At 61.5% G+C, this 22709-nt stretch carries 18 protein-coding genes and 4 tRNA genes; 15 read left to right on the top strand and 7 right to left on the bottom strand.

What is annotated here, in order from left to right:
* The first annotated feature begins 162 nt into the window (after positions 1-162).
* Positions 163-1527, top strand: coding sequence for a DNA recombination protein RmuC (gene rmuC / locus KVQ74_RS15750; protein ID WP_217832274.1), 1365 nt, complete (start codon positions 163-165; stop codon positions 1525-1527).
* A 90-nt stretch (positions 1528-1617) separates the two neighbouring features.
* Here rmuC and KVQ74_RS15745 read toward each other — a convergent pair whose 3' ends face one another.
* Complete coding sequence (locus KVQ74_RS15745) at positions 1618-5088, bottom strand: hybrid sensor histidine kinase/response regulator (protein WP_217832068.1); 3471 nt, start codon at positions 5086-5088, stop codon at positions 1618-1620.
* Positions 5089-5304: 216 nt separating this feature from the next.
* On the bottom strand, positions 5305-5847 hold the full coding sequence (locus KVQ74_RS15740; protein ID WP_217832067.1) for a TetR/AcrR family transcriptional regulator: 543 nt from the start codon (positions 5845-5847) through the stop codon (positions 5305-5307).
* Between the two features lie 91 nt (positions 5848-5938).
* Here KVQ74_RS15740 and KVQ74_RS15735 point away from each other — a divergent pair, with 91 nt between their 5' ends.
* From KVQ74_RS15735 to KVQ74_RS15720, 4 genes are all read left to right on the top strand, one after another.
* Positions 5939-7126 carry an MFS transporter gene (locus KVQ74_RS15735; RefSeq protein ID WP_217832064.1) on the top strand — a complete coding sequence of 396 codons (1188 nt, stop codon included), beginning with the start codon at positions 5939-5941 and terminating at the stop codon, positions 7124-7126.
* Between the two features lie 51 nt (positions 7127-7177).
* Complete coding sequence (locus KVQ74_RS15730) at positions 7178-7489, top strand: cupin domain-containing protein (protein WP_217832062.1); 312 nt, start codon at positions 7178-7180, stop codon at positions 7487-7489.
* Between the two features lie 105 nt (positions 7490-7594).
* Positions 7595-8746, top strand: coding sequence for a TDT family transporter (locus KVQ74_RS15725; protein ID WP_217832060.1), 1152 nt, complete (start codon positions 7595-7597; stop codon positions 8744-8746).
* Positions 8747-8849: 103 nt separating this feature from the next.
* Positions 8850-10724 (top strand): MFS transporter, encoded by a 1875-nt coding sequence (locus tag KVQ74_RS15720; RefSeq protein ID WP_217832058.1) that lies wholly within the window; start codon positions 8850-8852, stop codon positions 10722-10724.
* Between the two features lie 63 nt (positions 10725-10787).
* Here KVQ74_RS15720 and sugE read toward each other — a convergent pair whose 3' ends face one another.
* From sugE to rdgC, 3 genes are all read right to left on the bottom strand, one after another.
* The gene (sugE, locus tag KVQ74_RS15715) at positions 10788-11105 is read right to left on the bottom strand and encodes a quaternary ammonium compound efflux SMR transporter SugE (protein WP_217832057.1); all 318 of its coding nucleotides are present in this window, start codon (positions 11103-11105) and stop codon (positions 10788-10790) included.
* A gap of 115 nt (positions 11106-11220) precedes the next feature.
* Positions 11221-12186, bottom strand: coding sequence for a bile acid:sodium symporter family protein (locus tag KVQ74_RS15710; RefSeq protein ID WP_217832056.1), 966 nt, complete (start codon positions 12184-12186; stop codon positions 11221-11223).
* A 140-nt stretch (positions 12187-12326) separates the two neighbouring features.
* Complete coding sequence (rdgC, locus tag KVQ74_RS15705) at positions 12327-13247, bottom strand: recombination-associated protein RdgC (protein WP_217832055.1); 921 nt, start codon at positions 13245-13247, stop codon at positions 12327-12329.
* A 159-nt stretch (positions 13248-13406) separates the two neighbouring features.
* On the opposite strand from rdgC, the gene KVQ74_RS15700 reads away from it, so the two are divergent.
* The 4 genes from KVQ74_RS15700 (at position 13407) to KVQ74_RS15685 (ending at position 13946) form a co-directional block, all read left to right on the top strand.
* Positions 13407-13482 (top strand) — tRNA-Val (locus KVQ74_RS15700).
* 19 nt (positions 13483-13501) lie between these two features.
* Positions 13502-13578: transfer RNA gene (locus KVQ74_RS15695), tRNA-Asp, on the top strand.
* A gap of 196 nt (positions 13579-13774) precedes the next feature.
* Positions 13775-13850 (top strand) — tRNA-Val (locus KVQ74_RS15690).
* A 19-nt stretch (positions 13851-13869) separates the two neighbouring features.
* A tRNA-Asp gene (locus KVQ74_RS15685) sits at positions 13870-13946 on the top strand.
* Between the two features lie 143 nt (positions 13947-14089).
* On the opposite strand, the gene KVQ74_RS15680 is transcribed toward KVQ74_RS15685, so the two are convergent.
* Both KVQ74_RS15680 and KVQ74_RS15675 read right to left on the bottom strand, forming a co-directional pair.
* Positions 14090-15226, bottom strand: coding sequence for a catalase family protein (locus KVQ74_RS15680; RefSeq protein ID WP_217832273.1), 1137 nt, complete (start codon positions 15224-15226; stop codon positions 14090-14092).
* A 26-nt stretch (positions 15227-15252) separates the two neighbouring features.
* Positions 15253-17064 carry a di-heme-cytochrome C peroxidase gene (locus tag KVQ74_RS15675; protein ID WP_217832054.1) on the bottom strand — a complete coding sequence of 604 codons (1812 nt, stop codon included), beginning with the start codon at positions 17062-17064 and terminating at the stop codon, positions 15253-15255.
* A gap of 269 nt (positions 17065-17333) precedes the next feature.
* On the opposite strand from KVQ74_RS15675, the gene KVQ74_RS15670 reads away from it, so the two are divergent.
* The 6 genes from KVQ74_RS15670 to KVQ74_RS15645 form a co-directional block, all read left to right on the top strand.
* Complete coding sequence (locus KVQ74_RS15670; protein ID WP_007950433.1) at positions 17334-18050, top strand: FKBP-type peptidyl-prolyl cis-trans isomerase; 717 nt, start codon at positions 17334-17336, stop codon at positions 18048-18050.
* 294 nt (positions 18051-18344) lie between these two features.
* Positions 18345-18800 (top strand): YkvA family protein, encoded by a 456-nt coding sequence (locus tag KVQ74_RS15665; protein ID WP_217832052.1) that lies wholly within the window; start codon positions 18345-18347, stop codon positions 18798-18800.
* A 114-nt stretch (positions 18801-18914) separates the two neighbouring features.
* Entirely contained in the window at positions 18915-19256 is a 342-nt protein-coding gene (locus tag KVQ74_RS15660; protein WP_217832051.1) for a helix-turn-helix domain-containing protein, read from the top strand.
* Positions 19253-19624, top strand: a complete 372-nt coding sequence (locus tag KVQ74_RS15655) for a hypothetical protein (RefSeq protein ID WP_003223109.1) — start codon at positions 19253-19255, stop codon at positions 19622-19624. Before KVQ74_RS15660 ends, KVQ74_RS15655 begins: the two co-directional genes overlap by 4 nt.
* Positions 19625-20032, top strand: coding sequence for an SEL1-like repeat protein (locus tag KVQ74_RS15650; RefSeq protein WP_217832049.1), 408 nt, complete (start codon positions 19625-19627; stop codon positions 20030-20032).
* A gap of 226 nt (positions 20033-20258) precedes the next feature.
* On the top strand, positions 20259-22709 hold a 2451-nt coding region (locus tag KVQ74_RS15645; RefSeq protein WP_225930040.1), incomplete at its 3' end, for a DUF6531 domain-containing protein.

Below are 22709 nucleotides of genomic sequence, written 5' to 3'. Positions count from 1 at the left end.
TGACGCCTTGGTTAACCTTCAGGTTTTATCGGATCGGCAGGAATCTCTATGGCGATGGACTTGACCAGCATCTTGCTCGGTCTGGCAGGTGCGGCGCTGCCGTTGCTGGCGCTGGCCTGGCAGTTGCAGCGCCGGGCTGGCAACGCACAGGCTGACGTCGCGCTGCTGGAGGAACGCCTGGCCATGGCACAAATGGCCCAGGACGGTCTCAACGCTCAACTTGAAGCCAGCCGCGATGAAGTCGCCGATCTCGGCCAGGCCAATGCCGCCAAGCAGGCTGATCTCGCTGCGTTGCGCCGCGAAGTCGAACTGCTGCAAATCGAGCGCGACGACGCCCGTGATGCCGCCCACGCGTGGAATCTCGAACGCGCCAACAAGGAAGCCGAACTGCGGCGCCTGGACGCTCACGCGGCCTCGCTGAATGCCGAACTGCGCGAGCAACAGGAAAGCCACCAGCAACGCCTGAACGACCTGCAAGGCTCCCGTGATGAGCTGCGCGCGCAATTCGCCGAGCTGGCGGGGAAGATTTTCGACGAGCGCGAGCAGCGTTTCGCCGAGACCAGCCAGCAGCGCCTCGGCCAGTTGCTCGACCCGTTGAAAGAGCGCATCCAGTCCTTCGAAAAGCGCGTCGAGGAAAGCTATCAGGCCGAAGCCCGCGAGCGTTTCTCCCTGGCCAAAGAGCTGGAGCGACTGCAGCAATTGAACCTGCGCCTGAGCGACGAAGCCACCAACCTGACCCGCGCCCTCAAGGGCCAGAAGACCCAGGGCAACTGGGGCGAACTGATTCTGGAGCGGGTGCTGGAGCATGCCGGCCTGGAGAAGGGCCGCGAGTATCAGACGCAGGTCAACCTCAAAGGCCCGGACGGCGAGCGTTTCCAGCCGGACGTGATCATTTACCTGCCGGGCGACAAGCAGGTGGTGGTCGATTCCAAGGTCAGCCTCACGGCCTATCAGCAATTCGTTGCCGCCGACGACGATGCGCTGGGCCAGATTGCGATGAAACAACATGTGCTGTCCCTGCGCAGCCACGTCAAAGGCCTGGCCGGCAAGGACTACAAGCGCCTGGAAGGCTTGCACAGCCTGGATTTCGTCTTGCTGTTCGTGCCGATAGAAGCGGCGTTTTCCGCCGCGCTGCAAGCCGAACCGACGCTGTTTCAGGAAGCCTTCGACCGCAACATTGTGATCGTCAGCCCGACCACGTTGCTGGCGACCCTGCGGGTGATCGACAGTCTGTGGAAGCAGGAGCGTCAGAGCCAGAATGCCCGGGAAATCGCCGAGCGCGCCGGGTGGCTGTACGACAAGTTCGTGCTGTTCATTCAGGATCTGGACGAGGTCGGCAATCGCCTGCAGCAACTGGACAAAGCCTACAGCTCGGCGCGAAACAAACTGACAGAAGGGCGGGGCAACCTTGTCAGCCGTAGCGAGCAGCTCAAATTGCTGGGCGCGCGGGCGAGCAAAAGCCTGCCGGCGGATTTGCTGGAGCGGGCGATGACCGACGCCGACGGATTGGTTGAGTTGCCTGAGTAGCCGCTAGCAACCTCGTTCCCACAAGAACATCAGGGTTCAATGTGGGAGCGGGTCTGCCCGCGAAGGCGTCCTTGGAGACCGGCACAACTCTCAAAGTGGCAAATATCGGCTCAACAACGCCCGCAACGCCGCCGGTTTCACTGGTTTGCCCAGATAGTCCAGCCCCGCCGCATGCACCTGCGCCACGGTTTCCGGATGACCGTCGGCGCTGATCACCACCCCCGGCACCGGTTCACCCAGACGAGTGCGCAACCACGCCATCAGATCGGTGCCGGTTTCGCCGTGATCGAGGTGGTAATCCACCAGCGCCAGTTGCGGACGCATGCCATCGTCGAGCAGCGCCGCGCATTCCTCGCGATTGCGCGCCGTCCACACCTGACAGCCCCAACGGGTCAGCAGGCTGTTCATGCCGATCAGAATGCTGTCCTCGTTGTCGATGCACAGCACCTGCGCGCCGCCGAGCAACTTGCCATTGACCTCGGTCGCCGCGCTCGGCTGCACAGTCTGCGCGCGGGCCAGTGGCACGCTGACACTGAATACGCTGCCGTGTCCCGGCCATGAGCGCACGCGCAGGGTGTGGCCCAATACCCGGCACAAGCCGTCGGCAATCGCCAGACCCAGCCCCAGGCCTTTTTCGGCGTGGGTCTGATGGCTGTCGAGGCGTTTGAATTCCTCGAAAATCACCTTCTGTTTATCTTCCGGAATGCCCGGCCCGCGATCCCACACCTCCAGCGAGACCTCGCCGTGGCGCCGACGGATGCCCAGCAGAACCGGCCCTTTGGCGTAGCGGAAGGCGTTGGTGAGGAAGTTCTGCAGAATCCGCCGCAGCAACTTGATGTCACTGTCGACGCGTAACTGGCTGCCGCGCACGCGAAAGCTCAAGCCCTGTTCCTGCGCCAGCGCCTTGAATTCGGCACCGAGAATATCGAACAGCTCATTGACCGCGAACGGCTTGCGATCCGGGTTGATCTTGCCGTTTTCCAGGCGGGAAATGTCCAGCAGATCGCTGATCAGATCCTCGGCCGAGCGCAGCGAGCTATCGAGATGCTGCACCAGTTTCTGTGCCTCGCCGCTCAAACCGTCGTCCTGATGAGAGAGCGCGGCGGAGAACAGCCGCGCGGCGTTCAGCGGTTGCATCAGGTCGTGGCTGACAGCGGCCAGAAAGCGGGTTTTAGACTGGTTCGCCGCTTCGGCATTGCCCTTGGCTTCGGTCAGCGCGACGTTGAGCTGCGACAGCTCCTGGGTGCGTTCGCTGACGCGCTGTTCCAGCCCTTCATTGGCCTCGGTCAGGGCCTGCTCGGCTTCGCGGAACGCGGTGATGTCGGTGAAACTCATAACGAAGCCACCGCCGGGCATCGGATTGCCGATCAGCTCGATCACCCGGCCATTGGGGAACAGCCGTTCAGAGGTGTGGGCACGGCCCTGACGCATCCAGTGCAGGCGTCGGGCGACATGCACTTCCGCTTCACCGGGGCCGCAGAGGCCGCGTTCGGCGTTGTGACGAATGATGTCGGCAATCGGCCGGCCGACGCTGATCAGGCCGTCCGGGTAATTGAACAGTTCCAGATAACGACGGTTCCAGGCCACCAGCCGCAAAGACTGGTCGACCACGCTGATGCCCTGGGTGATGTTTTCGATGGCGCCCTGCAGCAGGGCGCGGTTGAACTGCAGCACCTCCGACGCCTCGTCGGCGATCCGGACGACGTCCTCCAACTGCATTTCCCGACCTTCGATGGCGGCTTTTACTACAGCTCGTGTCGACGAAGCGCCGAGGACACCGGCCAGCAAACGTTCGGTGTGGGCGATCCATTCGCCATCGGCGTTCTGGTTCGGGTTGAAGCCCTTGCCCTGGCGATAGGCGAAACGGATGAAGCTCTGGCGCGCGCGTTCTTCACCGACAAACCGTGCGGCCAGTTGCAGCAGGTCGTCGATCTGCACCGCCAGCATCGAGCGTGCGCTGGGCCGCGCGCTGATTTCCTGGCCGATGAAACGCCCGGCCTGCCAGTGCTCCGAGACGCGGGTGCGGGACAACACCGAAACCCAGGCGAACAAGGTGAAGTTGCCCGCCAGCGACAGCACCACGCCCTGGGTCAGCGGGGTGATCGGCAGGTTCAGCGGGTTGCTGTGCAGCCACGCAAGGCCGGGGAAGCCGTCCAGCGACCAGCCGAGGCTGCGGGCGGCAATCGGCAGGATCAGGGTGTAGAACCACAGGAACGTGCCGGCGGCGAGGCCGGCGAATACACCGCGTCGGTTGGCTTGTTTCCAGTACAGCGCACCGAGCATCGCCGGGGCCAGTTGGGTCACTGCCGCGAAGGCGATCTGGCCGATGGTGGCCAGGCTCGCCGTCGAACCGAGCAAACGGTAGGCGACGTACGCCAGCAACAGAATCGCCACGATGCTGACCCGGCGCACCGAGAGCATCCACTGGCGGAACACCTCGAACGGGCGCTCGGCGTTGTTGCGGCGCAACAGCCATGGCAACAGCATGTCGTTGGAAACCATGGTGGACAACGCCACGCTGGCGACGATCACCATGCCGGTGGCCGCCGATGCACCGCCAATGAAGGCCAGCATCGCCAGCGCCGGATGGGCCTGGGCCAGCGGCAGGCTGATGACGAACGAGTCGGGAAGCACCGAGCCTGGCAGCATCATCTGACCGGCAAGGGCGATCGGGACGACAAACAGCGCCGCCAGGGCGAGGTAGGCCGGAAACACCCACTTCGCCAGACGCAGGTCCTGCGGATCGATGTTCTCCACCACGGTGACGTGGAATTGCCGGGGCAGGCAGATAATCGCCATCATCGCCACCCCGGTCTGCACCACCATCGACGGCCAGTTGATGGTTTCCTTCCAGTATTCCTCCAGGCGCGGTGCGAGCATCGCTTGATTGAACAGGTCGTCGAAGCCGTCATACAAGCCGTAGGTGACGAATGCTCCTACGGCGAGGAAGGCGAACAGCTTCACCAGCGACTCAAAGGCAATCGCCAGCACCATGCCTCGGTGGTGTTCGGTGGCGTCGAGATTGCGCGTGCCGAAAACGATGGTGAACAGCGCCAGCACCAGCGACACGATCAGCGCCGTGTCCTGGGCGCGGGTGCCCATGGCATCGGCGCCGGCACCGATCAGCAGGTTCACCCCGAGCACGATGCCTTTGAGTTGCAGGGCGATATACGGCAGGACGCCGACCAGGCAAATCAGCGCGACCACCACCGCCAGGGTTTGCGATTTGCCGTAACGGGCGGCAATGAAGTCGGCGATGGAGGTGATGTTCTCCTGCTTGCTGATCATCACCATTTTTTGCAGGACCCACGGCGCGCCCAGCAGCAACAGGATCGGCCCCAGGTAGATCGGCAGGAAGGACCAGAGTTGTTCGGCCGCCTGGCCCACCGCGCCGAAGAACGTCCAGCTGGTGCAGTAGACCGCCAGCGACAGGCTGTACACCCACGCGCGCATCCGTGGCGGCAGGGGCGTGCTGCGACGGTCGCCGTAGAAGGCGATGGCGAACATGATGGCCATATAGGCCAGGGCGACGACGGCGATCAGCCCGGTGGACAACGACATGGAACACTCCCGACAAAATACGACCGGACTTGCGCCCGGTCAGACAGTCTCGCATGCGCGGGGCGGTTAGTCAGTGTCGACCAAGGTCGTGGCGTGGCGGGGTGTCGCATGTGCGGAACCGGGTGGTTCTGTGGCGACTGTATGGACGCCTTCGTGGGCAAGCCCACTCCCACAAAAGCACTGCATTCCAATGTGGGGAGCTTGTCCGCGAAGGCGTCAGTCCTGTTTCAACGCGATGTCGATCAACCGGTGCAGTTCCTCGATCTCCAGCGGCGCCACCGCGAACAAAATGCGGAAGACTGTTGGTGACACCACCAGATTGATCAGGTGATCCACCGTCGGCGGCGACTGATCGGGAAAGCGCTCAACGATGGTCTGCAACTGGTCGGCAATGATCGCGATGCAGAATCCCGGTGTCGCGCTGGCCTGCACATCGCGCATGACATTGCGCCCGGGCTCGGAGCTCATTTCGTCCAGATACTGTTCGGCCCAGGCGCGGATATCGCCGCGCAGGCTGCCGGTTTCCAGCGGGTCGCTTTCAGGACGCAAGCGGGCGAGGGCGACATCGGCGAGCAGGGCGGCCAGGTCGCCCCAGCGCCGGTAAATGGTCGACGGTGTGACCCCGGCGCGAGCGGCGATTTGCGGGACGGTCACGCTCGAGCGCTCCTGCTCTTCGAGGAGTGCGCGCACGGCGTTGTGAATGGATTCCTGCACCCGGGCGCTACGCCCGCCCGGACGGCTGCTTTCTTTAATAGTCATGGGCCAGACCTTAACACAAAGAATTTGCTTTAAGCGCAAGCCGAGCGCACACTCGGCAAAAGCAAAAAATTAGCTTTTGTGGAGAATGCCCATGACCAGCCTTGCTTCCAACCGTTCCAGCCTGTGGTTTCTGGCGATCACTTTGTTGAGTTTTCTCGCCGCTTCCACGGCGCCAACGCCGTTGTATCACCTGTATCAGGATCAACTGCACTTTTCGGCGGCCGTGCTGACCCTGATCTTCGGCGTCTATGCCCTCAGTCTGCTGGCCGCGCTGCTGACGGTCGGTTCGCTGTCGGATCATCTGGGCCGCAAACCGGTGATTTTCACCGCCGTGGTGCTGAATGCACTGGCGATGTTGCTGTTCATCTATGCCGACAGCGTGAGCTGGTTGATCGGCGCGCGGGTGTTGCAAGGCTTTGCCACCGGCATGGCCACCGCTGTGTTGAGCGCAACCCTGCTCGACACTGATCGCCAGCAGGGGCCGCTGGTCAACAGCGTGGCGCCGCTGCTGGGCATGGCGCTGGGGGCGATGGGTTGTGGGGTGCTGGCGGAGTTCGCTCCGGCGCCGCTGCAATTGACCTATTGGTTGCTGCTCGCGCTGTTTGTAGTGCAGGCGCTGTACGTCTGGCGGCTGCCGGAAAGCGTCACGCCGCAAGCCGGCGCCTGGGCTTCGCTGCGACCGACCCTGCATGTCCCGGTGCAAGCTCGCTCGACCCTGTGGCGCGTGCTGCCGCTGAACACCGCGACCTGGGCGCTCGGTGGTTTTTACGCATCGCTGGCGCCGTCATTGGTGCGCAGCGCGACCGGTTCGACTTCCAATCTGATCGGCGGCGCCACCGTGGCGGCGTTGACCGTGACCGGCGCGCTGATGATTTTCACCCTGCGTAATCGCCTGGCGTCTCGAGCGCTGCAACTGGGGGCGAGCCTGTTGCCGGCCGGTATCGTCTTGATTCTGCTGGGCGTACACAGCGCCAGCCTGTCGCTGTTTTTCTTCGGCACGCTGGTGGCCGGTTGTGGTTTCGGCTCCGGGTTTCTCGGTGCGGTACGCAGCCTGGTGCCGCTGGCGTTGCCCCATGAGCGCGCCGGGCTGATGTCGGCGTTTTACGTGCTGAGTTACCTGGCGTTCTGCCTGCCGGCGCTGCTGGCCGGGCACTTCACTCACAGCCTGGGGCTGCTCGCCACTACCGATGTCTACGGTGTGGTGCTGATCGTTCTGGCCGTTGGCGCGTTGCTGATGAGTTTCCGCGCGACAGCTGCCAAGGCGTGCGGCGCTCCATAAGCCTGGCGGATTCGGTTAGTCTGGCTGGCTCTGCTTCTCAAGGATCGATCCATGAAGATTATCCGCAGCAAGACCTTCACCGCCGAGCGTGCCTGGGGCGCGCTCGACATCGCCAACATGAACGGCATCACCACGCGCCTGCACTGGACCGATCAGCCGTACAAATGGCACGTCAACGACGGCGAGGAAGTGTTCGTTGTGCTCGATGGCCGCGTGCAGATGCGCTATCGCGAAAACGGTGAAGAGCAGCAGACGCTGCTGGAAGTCGGCGACATCTTTTATGCCTCGGTCGGCACCGAGCATGTCGCCCATCCGCAAGGCGCGGCGCGGATACTGGTGATCGAGACGCAAGGCAGCGTCTGACTGCATATCTACAAAACAGATAACAGTTAGAGAAATTACCCGTTATATAGATATTCGATTCGGATCTACCATGGACTCAACCTCAACGGAGGACAGGAGTTCATGATGATTTGCACCCACACCGCCAAGCCAGGCTACAAGCCCTTCAATCACCTTCAACATCCCCGTGAAGTGATCCGCCAGTTCACCCCGAACTGGTTTGCCGCGACCATGGGCACCGGTGTGCTGGCCCTGGCGCTGGCGCAATTGCCGGTCGCCATTCCCGGTCTGCACGCCGTGGCCGAAGGGTTGTGGCTGTTCAACATTCTGTTGTTCACGCTGTTTACCGCAGCCTACACCGCGCGCTGGATTCTGTTTTTCGACGAGGCGCGGCGGATTTTCGGGCATTCCACGGTCTCGATGTTCTTCGGCACCATCCCCATGGGGCTGGCGACGATCATCAACGGTTTGCTGGTGTTCGGCCTGCCGCGCTGGGGCGACGGCGTCATTCATTTTGCAGAAGTCCTGTGGTGGCTGGACGTGGCGATGTCGCTGGCCTGCGGCGTGCTGATTCCCTACATGATGTTCACTCGCCAGGAACACAGCATCGATCAGATGACCGCTGTCTGGTTGCTGCCGGTGGTCGCGGCGGAAGTGGCGGCGGCCAGCGGCGGTCTGCTCGCACCGCATCTGGCCGATGCGCACGCGCAGATGGTGGTGCTGGTGACCAGTTACGTACTTTGGGCCTTTTCCGTGCCGGTGGCGTTCAGCATCCTGACCATTCTGATGCTGCGCATGGCCCTGCATAAACTGCCTCATGAAAACATGGCCGCATCGAGCTGGCTGGCCCTCGGTCCGATCGGCACCGGCGCTCTGGGCATGCTGGTGCTGGGTGCTGATGCACCGGCGATCTTTGCCGCCAACGGCTTGCCGGGCATCGGTGAAATCGCCTCGGGCCTGGGGCTGATCGCCGGTATTACGCTGTGGGGCTTCGGCCTGTGGTGGATGCTGACTGCGCTGCTGATCACCGCGCGTTACCTGCGTGACGGTATCCCGTTCAATCTTGGCTGGTGGGGTTTCACCTTCCCGTTGGGCGTCTACTCGCTGACCACACTGAAGCTCGCCAGCGTCCTGAACCTGAGCTTTTTCAGCGTGACCGGTTGTGTGTTGGTGGCGTTGCTGGCGGCGATGTGGCTGATTGTCGGCAAGCGCACGCTGCAAGGGGCATGGCGCGGCGAGCTGTTTGTTTCACCGTGTATTGCAGGTTTGAAGAAATAACCTGAAAAGATTAGGTAAGGTGTGGCCTGGATCGCGGTTCGAGATTCCAATAACAAGAATCCAGGCCTCTCTCTACCTTCGCAAAATCAGGGACACACGGAAGATGAGTCACCCCTCACAGTTCAACCTGCTTCGCACCCGGCGTTTCCTGCCGTTCTTCATCACGCAGTCGCTTGGCGCGTTCAATGACAACGTGTTCAAGCAGTCGCTGATCCTCGCGATTCTTTATCGCCTGACCATCGAGGGCGACCGCTCGATCTGGGTCAACCTGTGTGCGTTGCTGTTTATTCTGCCGTTCTTCCTGTTTTCGGCGCTGGCCGGGCAGTTCGGGGAAAAGTACGCCAAGGACGCGTTGATCCGTGTGATCAAACTCGCGGAAATCGCCATCATGGCTGTGGGATCGGTCGGTTTCCTGTTCGATCACCTGTCGCTGATGCTGGTGGCCCTGTTCGCCATGGGCACGCACTCGGCGCTGTTCGGGCCGGTGAAGTATTCGATCCTGCCGCAAGCCTTGCACGAGGACGAACTGGTCGGCGGCAACGGGCTGGTCGAGATGGGCACGTTCCTCGCGATCCTGGCCGGCACCATCGGCGCCGGGGTCATGATGTCGTCGGCGCATTACGCGCCGGTGGTGTCGAGTGCAATTGTCGGCATCGCGGTATTGGGTTATCTGGCAAGCCGCAGCATTCCCCGTGCCGCTGCTGCGTCACCGCAAATGCGCCTGAACTGGAACATCTTCAGCCAGTCCTGGGCCACGTTGAAGCTGGGTCTGGGGCAGACGCCGGCGGTGTCGCGCTCGATTGTCGGCAACTCGTGGTTCTGGTTCGTCGGGGCGATTTATCTGACGCAGATCCCGGCCTACGCCAAGGAGTGGATGCACGGTGACGAAACCGTGGTCACCCTGATTCTCACCGTGTTCTCGGTGGGTATCGCCCTCGGTTCGATGCTTTGCGAGCGGCTCTCGGGACGCAAGGTCGAGATCGGTCTGGTGCCATTTGGCTCGTTCGGTCTGACCGTGTTCGGCCTGCTGCTGTGGTGGCACTCCGGTGGAATTCCTGAAAGCGTCACCGGCCATAGCTGGATTGAAGTGCTGACGTTCGGTCATGCCTGGGCGGTGTTGATCGATGTGCTCGGCCTCGGGGTTTTCGGTGGCTTCTATATCGTGCCGCTGTACGCCTTGATCCAGTCGCGCACCGCCGAGAACGAGCGGGCGCGGGTGATTGCCGCCAACAATATTCTCAACGCGCTGTTCATGGTGGTTTCGGCCATCGTGACCATCGTTCTGCTGAGCATCGCCAAGCTGTCGATTCCGCAGCTGTTCCTCGTGGTGTCGCTGCTGAACATCGGCGTCAACGCCTACATCTTCAAGATCGTCCCCGAGTTCAGCATGCGTTTCATGATCTGGCTGCTCAGCCATTCCATGTACCGCGTCGAGCACCGCAATCTGGAGGCGATCCCCGATGAAGGCGCGGCGTTGCTGGTGTGCAACCACGTTTCGTTCGTCGATGCCTTGCTGATTGGCGGCGCGGTGCGTCGGCCGATTCGCTTTGTCATGTACTACAAGATCTACAACCTGCCGGTACTGAACTTTATCTTCCGCACGGCGGGGACGATTCCGATTGCCGGACGCCAGGAAGACATCCAGATCTACGAAAAGGCCTTCACCCGGATCGCTCAATATCTGAAGGACGGAGAACTGGTGTGCATCTTCCCGGAAGGTAAATTGACCGCCGACGGCGAGATCAACGAGTTCAAGGGCGGACTGACGCGGATTCTCGAAGAGACGCCGGTGCCGGTGATTCCGCTGGCGTTGCAGGGTTTGTGGGGGAGTTTCTTCAGTCGCGATCCGAACAAGGGCTTGTTCCGACGCTTGTGGTCGCGGGTGACGCTGGTGGCGGGTTCGGCGGTGGCCGTCGAGGCGGCGGAGCCGGCGAAGTTGCAGAGCCTGGTTGGAGAGTTGCGCGGGACCGTTCGGTAGTCGGTGACGATCCTTCGCGGGCAAGCCCGCTCCTACAGTGGGAGCGGGCTTGTCGGGGAGGGGTCAGGCGGCGCTGACTTTCAGTCCGATCAAACCGGTCACGATCAGCGCGACGCTGGCCAGGCGAATCAATGCCATCGATTCGCCAAACAGCATGATCCCGGCTATCACCGTGCCCACGGCACCGACCCCGGTCCAGATGGCGTAAGCCGTGCCCAAAGGCAATTCCTTCATCGCCAGCCCCAGCAGGCCAAGGCTGATCGCCATGGCTGCGACGGTGAGGGCGGTGGGGAGTGGGCGGCTGAAGCCATCGGTGTATTTCAGGCCGACGGCCCAGCCGACTTCGAACAGACCGGCAAAAAACAGAATGATCCAGGACATGAAAGACCTCCATCAATGACGGGGTCGTCCCCAGGATAATGACTCGATCGAGCCGCAGGGTCGTCCCCGCGTGGCGCCCATACTACCGAAAAATCATCCCGGGGACGTTGCGGGCTCAGTCGGCAACCCGTTGCGCCAGTTCTTCGCGATCCTGCTTTTCACTCATCCGCCGGAAGTACGTCGAGAGCAGCGCGCCGGAAATGTTGTGCCAGACACTGAACAGCGCACTCGGCACCGCCGCCAGCGGCGAGAAGTGCGCGCTCGCCAGCGCGGCGCCGAGCCCGGAGTTCTGCATGCCGACTTCCAGTGCCAGCGATTTGCGTTGCGCCAATGGCAAGCCGAACAGGCGCCCGGTGAAGTAGCCCAGCAAGTAGCCGAAGCTGTTGTGCAACATCACCACGGCCATGATCAGCAGGCCGGACTCGGCGATTTTCGCCTGGCTGGCGGCAACCACGGCCGCCACGATAATCACGATGCTGATCACCGATACCAGCGGCAACACGTCCACCGCATGCCGGACCTTGTCGCCCAGCAGTCGCTGTGCGACCACGCCAAGGATGATCGGCAGCAGCACCACTTGCAGGATCGACCAGAACAGCTCCATGAACGACACCGGCAACCAGGCCGAAGCCAGCAGCCAGATCAGCGCCGGGGTCAGCAGCGGGGCGAGGAGGGTGGTGACGGCGGCGATGGCCACCGACAGCGCGAGGTCGCCCCGGGCCAGCCAGGTCATGACGTTCGAGGAGGTGCCGCTCGGGCAGCAGCCGACCAGAATCACCCCGACGGCAATTTCCGGTGGCAGGTGGAACACCTGGCAGAGCAGCCAGGCCATGCCGGGCATGATCACGAAATGTGCAACCACGCCCAGTGCCACACGCCACGGGTGGCGCGCGACGGCGGCGAAGTCGTCGAGTTTGAGGGTCAGGCCCATGCCGAACATCACCAGGCCGAGCAATGGCACGATGGCGCCCTTGAGGCCGAGGAACCACGCTGGTTGCAGGAACGCAATCACGGCGAAAATCAGAACCCAGTAAGCGAAGGTGTTGCCGACAAAGCGGCTCAGTGCTGCCAGTGCGCGCATGGCCTGATCCTTATTATTGGTCACGCTAAAAAACAAAGTGGGAGCGGGTTTGCCCGCAAAAGCGTCAGGTCTGCCAATACGTTAAATGACACACCGCCTTCGCAAGCAACCCCGCTCCCACTGTCGGACTTCACAAGGGTTTAGATCCCCTGCGGAATTTCTTCACCGCCCAACGCCTCGATCAGCGCCGGCAGGAAATCGCCAAAGGTCAGCATCATCAGGGTGAAGCTGGCGTCCAGTTGGCCGAGGGCCTCGTCGCCGCCGTCCTGTTCCGCCTGATCCTGCAGCAGGTCTTCGAACTTCAGACGCTTGACGGTCATCTTGTCGTCGAGCATGAACGACAGCTTGTCCTGCCAGGCCAGCGACAGTTGCGTGACCACCTTGCCGGTGCTCAGGTGCAGCTGGATTTCTTCGCTGGTCAGGTCCTGACGCTTGCAGCGCACGATTCCGCCATCTTCGTGGGTATCGCGCAGTTCGCATTCGTCGAGGACGAAGAAGTCCGGTGCGGCTTGCTGGGTGGTGACCCACTCGGTCATCACGGCGGTCGGCGCGGTTTTCACGGTCAGCGGACGAACCGGCAAGGTGCCGATCACTTCACGCAGGGTGGACAGCAGGTCTTCGGCGCGTTTCGGGCTGGCGGAGTTAACCAGGATCAGGCCCTGTTTCGGCGCGATGGCGGCGAAGGTCGACGAGCGACGGATAAAGGCGCGCGGCAGGAAGGCCTGGATGATTTCATCCTTGATCTGGTCGCGTTCCTTCTTATAGACCTTGCGCATCTGCTCGGCTTCGATTTCTTCGACCTTTTCCTTGACCGCGTCGCGCACGACGCTGCCCGGCAGAATGCGTTCTTCTTTACGGGCGGACACCAGCAGGAAATCCCCGCTGACGTGTACCAGTGGAGCATCTTCGCCCTTGCCGAACGGCGCGACGAAACCGTAAGTGGTCAACTCCTGGCTTGCACACGGACGCGCCAGTTTGGTGGCCAGTGCAGCTTCCAGCGCCTCGGCATCGACAGGCAGGTCTTGGGTCAGGCGATAGATCAGCAGGTTTTTGAACCACATGGGGTGAGTCTCTCCTTTATACAAAGGGGGGCATTATTGTCCTCGCCGTGTCATAGGCCAACCCTTCTCTAACCCTTTGGAAGGCCTGAGAAAATTAATTAAAAAAGTGCTTGCCAGAGGTTGGGTCGCTCCGTAGAATGCGCGCCACACCGAAGCGAAGGGTGATTAGCTCAGCTGGGAGAGCGTCTGCCTTACAAGCAGAATGTCGGCGGTTCGATCCCGTCATCACCCACCATTCGTTTCAAGTGTTTAGCGCAGCGGTAGTTCAGTCGGTTAGAATACCGGCCTGTCACGCCGGGGGTCGCGGGTTCGAGTCCCGTCCGCTGCGCCATATTCGGTAACCTGGACCACTGAACGCCAGGTCACCACGGAAAACCCGCTGAGGCGGGTTTTTTTCTGTCTCAAGTTTGTACGTTGTTCCGCGGGATGTGTCGTTTCACCGGTTTTCAGATTTTTTTGAAAAAAACTTCAATTAAATCAACACTTTACGAAAACTTGTGGCATAATGCATCCCGTAACGAAGCGAAGGGTGATTAGCTCAGCTGGGAGAGCGTCTGCCTTACAAGCAGAATGTCGGCGGTTCGATCCCGTCATCACCCACCATTCGTTTCAAGCGTTTCGCGCAGCGGTAGTTCAGTCGGTTAGAATACCGGCCTGTCACGCCGGGGGTCGCGGGTTCGAGTCCCGTCCGCTGCGCCATATTCGGTAACCTGGACCACTGAACGCCAGGTCACCCCAGAAAGCCCGCCATGTGCGGGCTTTCTGCTGTCTGGCGATTGGCTTTTGCCTGGCCGGGCATGAAAAAAGCGACCATCCGGTCGCTTTTTTCGTTTCTGTCGCGGTCACTGGCTGGCGTTACGGCTATGCCGGTAATCGCTTACGGCTTCATATACCGCCTTACGCAGTCGGTTGATCCCGCCGATGGGGCGATGGGCTTCGATGCCGAACCACGGATTGAACGACAGGTTGTCGCATTGCAGGTTCAGCGCCGGGGTGTCGAAGTCCTGCGGTGGCAGGGTAATGCGCGCCACGGTTTCGAACGCGGCATCCTGCTCGCGCCACTCGATGCTGGTGTCTTCGATGGGCATGAATTTGTGCGCATCCTGGCGTTGGATCTGCAACACGAAACACGCCGGTACGCGATCGGTGGACAATTGCTGGGTCAAGGCGCTGCGCAGGAAGTTCGGCAGATCCTGATTCTGCTTGGGCAGCGCATAGGCCGGGCAGTTGCCCGGATCTGGCGCTACACGGAACTTGGCGTTGGCTTCACCGAACTTGTACGGCGAGACCGAAAAGTACGTCGTCAGTGTCGGGCTGTCCGGGGGCGGGGAGAGCGTAGCCAGGGCGATAAACAGATGGCGCACCTGCCAGGTGCGCGGATCCCAGCCCGGAAAAAACGCCATGACCTTTTTCCCGTCCGCCTGCGCCGCCACATTCTGACGATACTCGGCGACATCGCTGACAAAGAAGTTCGGATGGCTGAACATCACGAAGTCCTGTTCATGCAGGCCCTGGCGATCGTCGAGCAGCGATTGGCCCTGCACATCATGCAGTTTGATCGCCATGCCCCGGGCATCGCGCATGCTGTCGAACTGCGGATAGGCGTTGCCGTTGGACAGGCGCATCGTTGCTTGCCAAATCTTCCCTGGTTCGCTGAACACGCCTCGACGCAGCTCCTGAGCCAGATCCGGCAGCACTTGCACCTGGGCTTTCACGCAACCATGGGCCTTGGCATGGGCATCGCGCAGGTAGCGCGTGCTTTCCCGATGTTGATCGACGATGCGCACGGCTGTCTGGATCACAGACTGCGTCATCGCCGCTTCGCCCTCCGGAATCTGCTCCTGCGCCGACACCGGACCACGGTGCTGCCAAGCGAACCAAGCCGCCGACAATCCCCAGCCGATCAGGCCGATCACCAGCAAAACCAGCAGGGTTTTGCCCAGAAGTCGGCCCAGCCATAGCCAGAACCGCGCGAGCATCGATGGCTTCCTGAACGAGTTGATCATCATGGCAGTTGCGCCTCCAGCGGGCCGCCCAGCACTTTCAGATACTCCAGCAGCGCCCAGCGTTCCTCCGGCTGCAATAGCCGGCCGATGACCCCGTTGCCGCGTTCGCCGGCGCGGAATTCATGGCCGCTGTTGTGGTTGCCGGTCACTCGCGTGTCGAACAGAAAGCCATTGGTGAAGGCTTCGGTGCGATAGCCCAGATGGCGCGGATCGTATTCGAAGGTGCCTTTGTAGAAGGTGGTGGCGCGCTCATCCTGCGGTGACAGCAACTGATAGAGGCTCGGCACCGAGCCGTTGTGCAGAAACGGCGCCGTCGCCCATACGCCGGCCAGCGGACGGGCCTTGTAGGCGACTTTTTCGCGGACACCGATCGGCAGGCCAAAGCCGTCAAGACGGGATTTTTCCTCGGGCGTCTTCACCCCGGCCTCGCGGTAGGCGCGTTCTTCGACAAACGCGGTGACGTAGGCCAGGCCCTTGGCCACCGACAACTGGCTCAGGTCCAGCGGTTCCTTGGGTGTGGGGTGCAACTTCACGTCCATCTGCTCGAGTTCTTTCGGATCCCACTGCAGCGCGGTCAGGTCGAAACGGTGGTTGGCAATGTTGTTGGCCGCGCCCGGATCGGTGCCGATGACGTCCACCGGCAACATGTGCAGATGCTGAACCCAGCGTTCGCCCTCCTGGGTCACCCGTGGGACGTGGCAACCGGCGCAGTTTTCGGCAAACAGCGCACGGCCCTTGGCTGCCAGGGGCTTGTCGACCGCGCCCAGCACATCCTCCGGCCAGGCCGGTGGCTGAAGTTTTTGCAGGGTTTCTTCGATGGTGTGCAGGTCGCGCACGCGGACACTGGACGCATACCGTGCATCGCCTTGCAGCGGCTGACCGTTGGCGTCGAAAAAGTTCAGGGTGGCGCCGACGCCCAATGCCTCGCCGATGTTGCGCGCCATCGGCTGCTGGGCCGAGCCGTTCCACTGCACCCAGTCGAACGTCCACATGTCCCACAACTGCGGGTAATCCACCGGGGCGTTCGCCACACGGTAGTTGGCCGGAGAGATGGCGTCACCGAAGGTCGCGTTGGCGATTCGCCCGAAAGCGTCGGTGCGGCCGGGGCCTTCCTCGGTCGGGTAGAGGCCGCGATGGGTATCGTTCCAGGCCACTTTGAGGAAGGTGTTCAGCGAAACTTTGAAATCCTTGCGCAGTTGTTCGTGGCGCGCGTCGTACTCATCGCCGAGCACCGTGCGAGCAAAGGATTCGAATTTCCACGGGTTGTAGTAAGTCGATACAAGACTGGCGACCAGCGCCTGTCCGAAACTGCCGCCGCGCAATGTAGGAACACTGGAAGGCAACACATGCTGCGCCGCACCACCGTCAATGCGCACGGCCTGGCCTTTGAAGCGCAATTCGCCGGTGTGGCAGGCGGCGCAAGTGATGTCCAGGTATTGCTCCTGGCTGCCGGGGTTCTGATGACGGGTAAAACCTACCGGCAGATTGCCGGGGTTCTGCGGCGTGGCTTTCTGTTGCGGATCGACCAGAAAGCCGAAGCGTGCGAGGTATTCGGGAGAGGCGAAACGCTGTTTCGAGAATGGCAGCTCCAGGGCCTGGAACCACTCGTAGCGCAAGCCTTTGACCTGGGTGCCTTGCGGCGTGAAGTAGTACGTCTGGCGCTCGTCATCCGTCCATTGCTTCAGGTAATGCACCTGTTGCACGGGGGTATAGAAGGGTAGTTTGGGATTGGCGACGTAATACAGAACCACCGCGAGGACGAGTCCCAGCAGCACCACGATCAGGGTCAGAGCACGGAATAAGAGGCGCAAGATAAACATCCTTGTCGAGTTATTGCGCTGTTATGCCTGAGGTGGCTGCATGCGGCAAGTGGCCATTACGCCAAGTGTTGTGGGAAGCGGCATCAATCGTTGTCGGAGCAAGATGACAGAAGCTTCATCGTCGGTTTTTCAAAATGCGTTTTAATCCCTGAACTTATCAGCGGTTTCCTGCTCTCATGCCGGTAGCCATTGGTCGTGGCGGCCTGATAAGCTCGCGGCTTTACTCGATTGCCCTTTCGGCGCATGAACAAGGAAATAGCATGAAACAGCATCGGTTGGCGGCGGCGGTTGCCCTGGTTAGCCTGGTCCTCGCGGGTTGCGATTCGCAGACCAGCGTAGAGCTGAAAACCCCGGCGCAAAAAGCTTCCTACGGTATCGGCCTGAACATGGGCAAAAGCCTTGCTCAGGAAGGCATGGATGATCTGGACTCCAAAGCGGTAGCCCAGGGCATCGAAGATGCCGTCGGCAAGAAAGAACAGAAGCTGAAAGACGAAGAACTGGTCGAAGCCTTCGCCGCGCTGCAAAAGCGTGCTGAAGAGCGTATGGCCAAGATGAGCGAAGAGTCGGCAGCCGCCGGCAAGAAGTTCCTCGAAGAAAATGGCAAGAAAGCCGGCGTGACCACCACCGCTTCCGGTCTGCAGTACGAAGTGGTCAAGAAAGCCGACGGCCCACAGCCCAAGCCTACCGACGTAGTGACTGTTCACTACACCGGCAAGCTGACCAACGGCACCGTATTCGACAGCTCCGTCGAGCGCGGCAGCCCGATCGATCTGCCGGTCAGCGGTGTGATCCCGGGTTGGGTCGAAGGTCTGCAACTGATGCACGTTGGCGAGAAGTACAAGCTGTACATCCCTAGCGACCTGGCTTACGGCGCACAAAGCCCGAGCCCGGCGATTCCGGCCAACTCGGTTCTGGTTTTCGACCTGGAACTGCTGGCCATCAAGGATCCAGCCAAAGAAGACGCCGCTGCCAAGTAATCGGCACCGGTTTCAACAACAACGCCTCGCTTATGCGGGGCGTTGTTGCATCTGGTCGAAGGCCAGCGTAAACAGAGCGAACCGATGGGCGTCAGGGCAGTCCTAGACTTTGAGGCTGCCCGCGCTAGACGCCCCGAGCCGCCAAGTCAATGAAATATTGGGGTTTTTTATGTGAGTAAAAAACGCCCGATCTGAGCGCAGCCCTTATGAAACGGGGCTCTCAGCGCTGAAATGCAGCTCTGTTCACAAGGTTATCCACAATTTGTGTGGATAACATTTCAACGGGAAAAATAGATGAAAGCTCCGTGGAATTTCGCCCGATTCCTTCCCTTGGCCGGACGCCTTCTTGCCCGGGGCCGCTTGCCGACGCTGCTGTTCGCCGTGGCGAGCAAAGGCGCGGCGCAAGGCAATCGACTGGGCAAATTGAAGGATGATCTGCGTTTGCTCCAGGCCTTGTGCCTGGCCTACTGGCGTGGCGAGTACCGGGCGATCAGCCCCAAGGCGATCGTCTCGGTGGTGGCAGGATTGATGTATTTCCTGAGCCCGGTGGATGCGATCCCGGACTTCATTCCCGTTTTCGGCATGCTCGACGACATCGCCGTACTCGCGTGGCTGATGAAAACCCTCGACGATGAGCTCAGCGCATTCCGCATGTGGCGCAATCGACAGTCGCCGGAAAAGCTCAAAGTCGTCGAACGCCTGCCCGATACGCCTGAACAACTTCAACTTCAAGGGCCGAAAAAGTCCTGAATGGCGACAGCCTCTTACACAGATAGATACCCCCCACGACCTTGGCCGCTGTTAGGATTACACTTCTAGGGAAAAGTGCCGACTCGCTAAGTGTTGTTGTCCTACGGGGTAGTCATGGATATTCAGATAATTGCACGCGACGGCGAACCCGAATACGCGGTTCTGCCGTGGGCTCAGTATCAGGCTCTACTGAAAGCAGCAGGCATCAACGAAACACCGTCGCGTCCGGCCGCAGCGCCTGTCGCGGCCACCTCAGACCCGATTCTTCCAGGTCTGGATCAATTACGCAGTTTGCGCGAAGGGAAGGGCATCGCCATCGAGGCGCTGGCCCGCACGGTAGGCATCAGCCCGTCTTACCTGGCCATGATCGAAAGTGGCGAGCGTCAGCCCGACGCCGCGATTCGCCGCAGCCTGGCCTGGGAATTGACGGTGCCAGGGTGGAGGGAACAATCGTGAGCGTACGCATCAGTCGTCAACATTGGGACGGATTGCTGGGGGAGCTTGATCAGGCGCGCAGGCAGCGCCATCTTCTGACTTATCGAGCCTTGCTCGAACGCTTGCAACTGCCGACGCCGGCCATGCAGACCCTGACCGCCGCACTCGAACACCTGGCCGCGCTGGATGCAAAGGCCGAGCAGCCGCTGCGCAGCTCGCTGGTGATCAGTCAGGGGGCCAGTCGCCTGCCACGTACCGGTTTTTTTGAGTGTGTCGAACGCCTGGGGCGGTTTTCCGGGCCATCCGACGGGGTTGCCGCCGCCTCCTGGCACGCCTCGGAAGTGGTGCGGGTATTCGAATATGAATACCCCGAGTCGGCGGAAGCCTGAGTGTTTTTACGACTCAAGGCGCGGGCCGGTTACTGGCTCGCCCGCCGGCTGTTTCACTGGTCGTGGTTTGTCCGTCAGCCGCGTGGCTGGCGATGGCTGGAAGGGCAGTTCGCGCGCATGGCCAATCTCGGTGATGTCGGCGCGCAAGGCTTTTACGGGCACATCCTGACGTTTCGTGGTGTTGGCTTGGGCGCGCGCGAGGAGGGCGTGCGCTTGCTGCGTCTGGCGGCGCTGGCCGGGGATGGCAAGGCGGCGTATCAGGTCGGTGTCATCAGCCTTGCCGGTACGCCGAGTCAGGCGCCGGATCCCGCGCAAGCGCAACGCTGGTGGGAAATGGCCGTCAGGGCCGGGCATCCGCTGGCGGAGCTCAAGTTGAAAGAGTTGGCGGGCCGGGACCGTTCGCCATAAGCCATTGAAAAGATCCCTGAACGGGGCGTGAGGGAAACCTCCCGCCCCGTTTTTGCATCCGTTGTTTGGCGACTCTGATTCGCAGATTTCTCCTACAGCCCCTGCTTACTTGCCTGACTTCTTTACCGACAGATCCACTGCAAAGTCCTCGCGCCTAATTTCTGTGCGAGGGAACGCTCATGTTTGACCCGGTTTTTCATTTCGCCTTGCGCACGGGAATGCGCTGATGGAAGCCGTCACCCGCATTGAGCAGGAACTCGACAGCTTTCCCGACACCCTCAGCCTCTACCGCGAGCAACTCAAGCACTGGCTCAGCCGCTCGGCCGACCAGATCAGTCATGCCGCCGACCTGCCGTCGCTGATGGGCATGGAGCGGGTCATCCGTTTCGGGGAGACCCGCACAACTGTCAGCAGTGACGACAGCCAATTTTCCTCCGCCGTCATTCAATGCTCGAAAACCGGGCCAATGCTGATCGAAAGCAAGTTCGAATCGGTCTACGACATTCCGCTGGGCGACATCGTTGTCGATGTGGTGACGGTGGGGAGCAGGGAGGTGATGCCGGTCACCCTGGATGCCCAGGGTCAGGGCGTATTTCACGGCAAGGCCGGCGAGTCCTATCGGGTACGGGTGCATGGCGAAGTCAGCACCGGGCAGATGGACGCGCTTTTTGAGTCCTACGATGGCCTGACTCAGCAACTGGATAGCTGGTTGCGCAGCGAGTGGCGGGGCTTCAGACCGCAGTGGTCGCAGGAGGTCGCGACGGCGGCGGGCAATGGCCTGCTGGCCGGGAGCTGGTCGGCGATCGAGGGCGTTTGGGGCAGCATCGGTTTGCTGTCGGAGATTCTTCAGGATCCTGGCAAGTTTGCCGAGCGGCTGGGCGATGCGGCTGCGCAGTTGATCGAGCTGGCGCAAACCGCCCCTGAAATGATGGAAAAGCTTCAATTGCTGGTCAGCGACGAAGCGGCGCTATGCCTGCTATTGCGCACGGCCAGCCTTTGGCTGGAAATGCTGCCGCCCAGCGAAGTCGCCGGGAAAACCGCTGAAGCCGTATCGATGGTGGTGGTGCAACTACTCATCGATGTGTTGATCGGCGTTGTGCTGACGTTTGTCGGTGCCGGTGCGGGAATCGCTTATCTGACATTGCGTCTGGGGGAGCGCGGCGCCCGGTTACTGTCGGCGGTCAGCCGTCTGGTCAAGGCGATGTTCGGCATCGTCACTACCTTCATCGGTTATGTAAACCAGTACAAAACCGTCGCCGCCCGAGGCATTGCGGCCAGCCTGAAAAAAGGCCACCTGCAACTGCGCTGGGATGCAAAGCGCAACACCTCGCTGAAGAAAGACGAGCCTCACCACGACCAGTCCGAGCAGGCGAAAAACCCCAACGGCGACAGCGCCGATTGCGCCCCGCTGACCTGCACCAACGGCTGCCCGGTGTCAATGGTCACCGGCGAAGAGCTGCTGACGTTGACCGACGGTGTGCTCGACGGATTGCTGCCGTTCGAGTTCACCCGCCTGTACCGCACCAGTGCCGCCGAAATCGATATCGGCCTCGGCCATGGCTGGAGCCATTCGTTGGCCCATCGGCTGGCGATCGAGGGCGACAGCGTGGTCTGGATCGACCACGAAAACCGGCGCATGCGGTTTCCGCTGCCGAGTGCCGAGCGCCCGGCGATTCACAACAGTCTGTCGCGGGCGGCGATTTTTCTCGGGGATGAAGCGGAGGAATTGATCCTTGCGCTGGCGGGGGAAACGGCGCGGTTTTATCACTTTCGCAGTGGGCGTCTGACGGCGATCAGTGATGCGTACGACAACCGCTTGCGCATCAGCCGCGACCGCCAGGACCGTGTTCAGCGGCTGGACAACGGCGCCGGTCGCGCGCTGTTGTTGCGTTATGACCGCGCCCATCTGATCGGCATCGACTACCAGAGCTTTCGGCCCGCACCGAGCCTTGAAGAGGCCTGGCACACCGAGCAGACGCTGGTCAGTTATCGCTACGACGCCCGCCATCGCCTGCTCGAAGCCACCAACGCCGTTGGCGACAGCGAACGCTACGACTACGACGACGCCCACGTCATCCTGCAACGCCAGTTGAGCGGCGGCGCGAGCTTCTTCTGGGAATGGGAACGGACCGGAAAGGCAGCACGCTGCGTACGCCACTGGGCGTCGTTTGCGCAGATGGACACCCGCTACGTCTGGGATGACGCCGGCCGCGTCACGGTGCAATACGTCGATGGCACCGAAGAGGTTTACGTCCACGACGACAGTGCGCGGCTGGTGCGCAAGGTCGAGGCCAGCGGTGCTGAACACCTCAAGCGCTATGACGTCCAGGGGCGGCTGATTGCCGAACAGGATCCGCTTGGCGCCGTCACCGAATACCTCTACGACGCTGCCGGACGGTTGGTGGCGCTGCTTCCTCCCGAAGACGCGCCAACGTCCTACGACTACCGCCACGGTTTCCTGCACCGCCGCACCCGTGGCGAGGCGGTGTGGACCTACCGGCGCAATCCTCAGGGCGATGTCACCGAGGCGGTCGATCCCGACGGCCAGGTCACCCACTACCACTACGACCCCCAGGGGCGGCTGCTGTCGATCCGTTATCCGGACGCTGGCCGGCATGTGTTTGCCTGGAACGACCTCGGTCAGTTGATCGAGGAAACCCTGCCTGATGGCGGCGTG

The organism is Pseudomonas botevensis (genome assembly GCF_019145475.1).
Lineage (GTDB): Bacteria > Pseudomonadota > Gammaproteobacteria > Pseudomonadales > Pseudomonadaceae > Aquipseudomonas > Aquipseudomonas botevensis.
Note: the sequence above shows the minus strand (reverse complement) of the source record. Positions and strands in the feature narration are given on the sequence as shown.

Bases quoted from the DNA above. Each gene is read 5' to 3' on its own strand.
- sugE (WP_217832057.1), bottom strand. From the start codon at position 11,105: ATGTCCTGGATCATTCTGTTTTTTGCCGGTCTGTTCGAAGTCGGCTGG.
- KVQ74_RS15740 (WP_217832067.1), bottom strand. From the start codon at position 5,847: ATGACTATTAAAGAAAGCAGCCGTCCGGGCGGGCGTAGCGCCCGGGTG.
- KVQ74_RS15660 (WP_217832051.1), top strand. From the start codon at position 18,915: ATGGATATTCAGATAATTGCACGCGACGGCGAACCCGAATACGCGGTT.
- rdgC (WP_217832055.1), bottom strand. From the start codon at position 13,247: ATGTGGTTCAAAAACCTGCTGATCTATCGCCTGACCCAAGACCTGCCT.
- KVQ74_RS15735 (WP_217832064.1), top strand. From the start codon at position 5,939: ATGACCAGCCTTGCTTCCAACCGTTCCAGCCTGTGGTTTCTGGCGATC.
- KVQ74_RS15680 (WP_217832273.1), bottom strand. From the start codon at position 15,226: ATGCTCGCGCGGTTCTGGCTATGGCTGGGCCGACTTCTGGGCAAAACC.
- KVQ74_RS15730 (WP_217832062.1), top strand. From the start codon at position 7,178: ATGAAGATTATCCGCAGCAAGACCTTCACCGCCGAGCGTGCCTGGGGC.
- KVQ74_RS15665 (WP_217832052.1), top strand. From the start codon at position 18,345: ATGAAAGCTCCGTGGAATTTCGCCCGATTCCTTCCCTTGGCCGGACGC.
- KVQ74_RS15670 (WP_007950433.1), top strand. From the start codon at position 17,334: ATGAAACAGCATCGGTTGGCGGCGGCGGTTGCCCTGGTTAGCCTGGTC.
- KVQ74_RS15720 (WP_217832058.1), top strand. From the start codon at position 8,850: ATGAGTCACCCCTCACAGTTCAACCTGCTTCGCACCCGGCGTTTCCTG.
- KVQ74_RS15710 (WP_217832056.1), bottom strand. From the start codon at position 12,186: ATGCGCGCACTGGCAGCACTGAGCCGCTTTGTCGGCAACACCTTCGCT.
- KVQ74_RS15725 (WP_217832060.1), top strand. From the start codon at position 7,595: ATGATTTGCACCCACACCGCCAAGCCAGGCTACAAGCCCTTCAATCAC.
- KVQ74_RS15745 (WP_217832068.1), bottom strand. From the start codon at position 5,088: ATGTCGTTGTCCACCGGGCTGATCGCCGTCGTCGCCCTGGCCTATATG.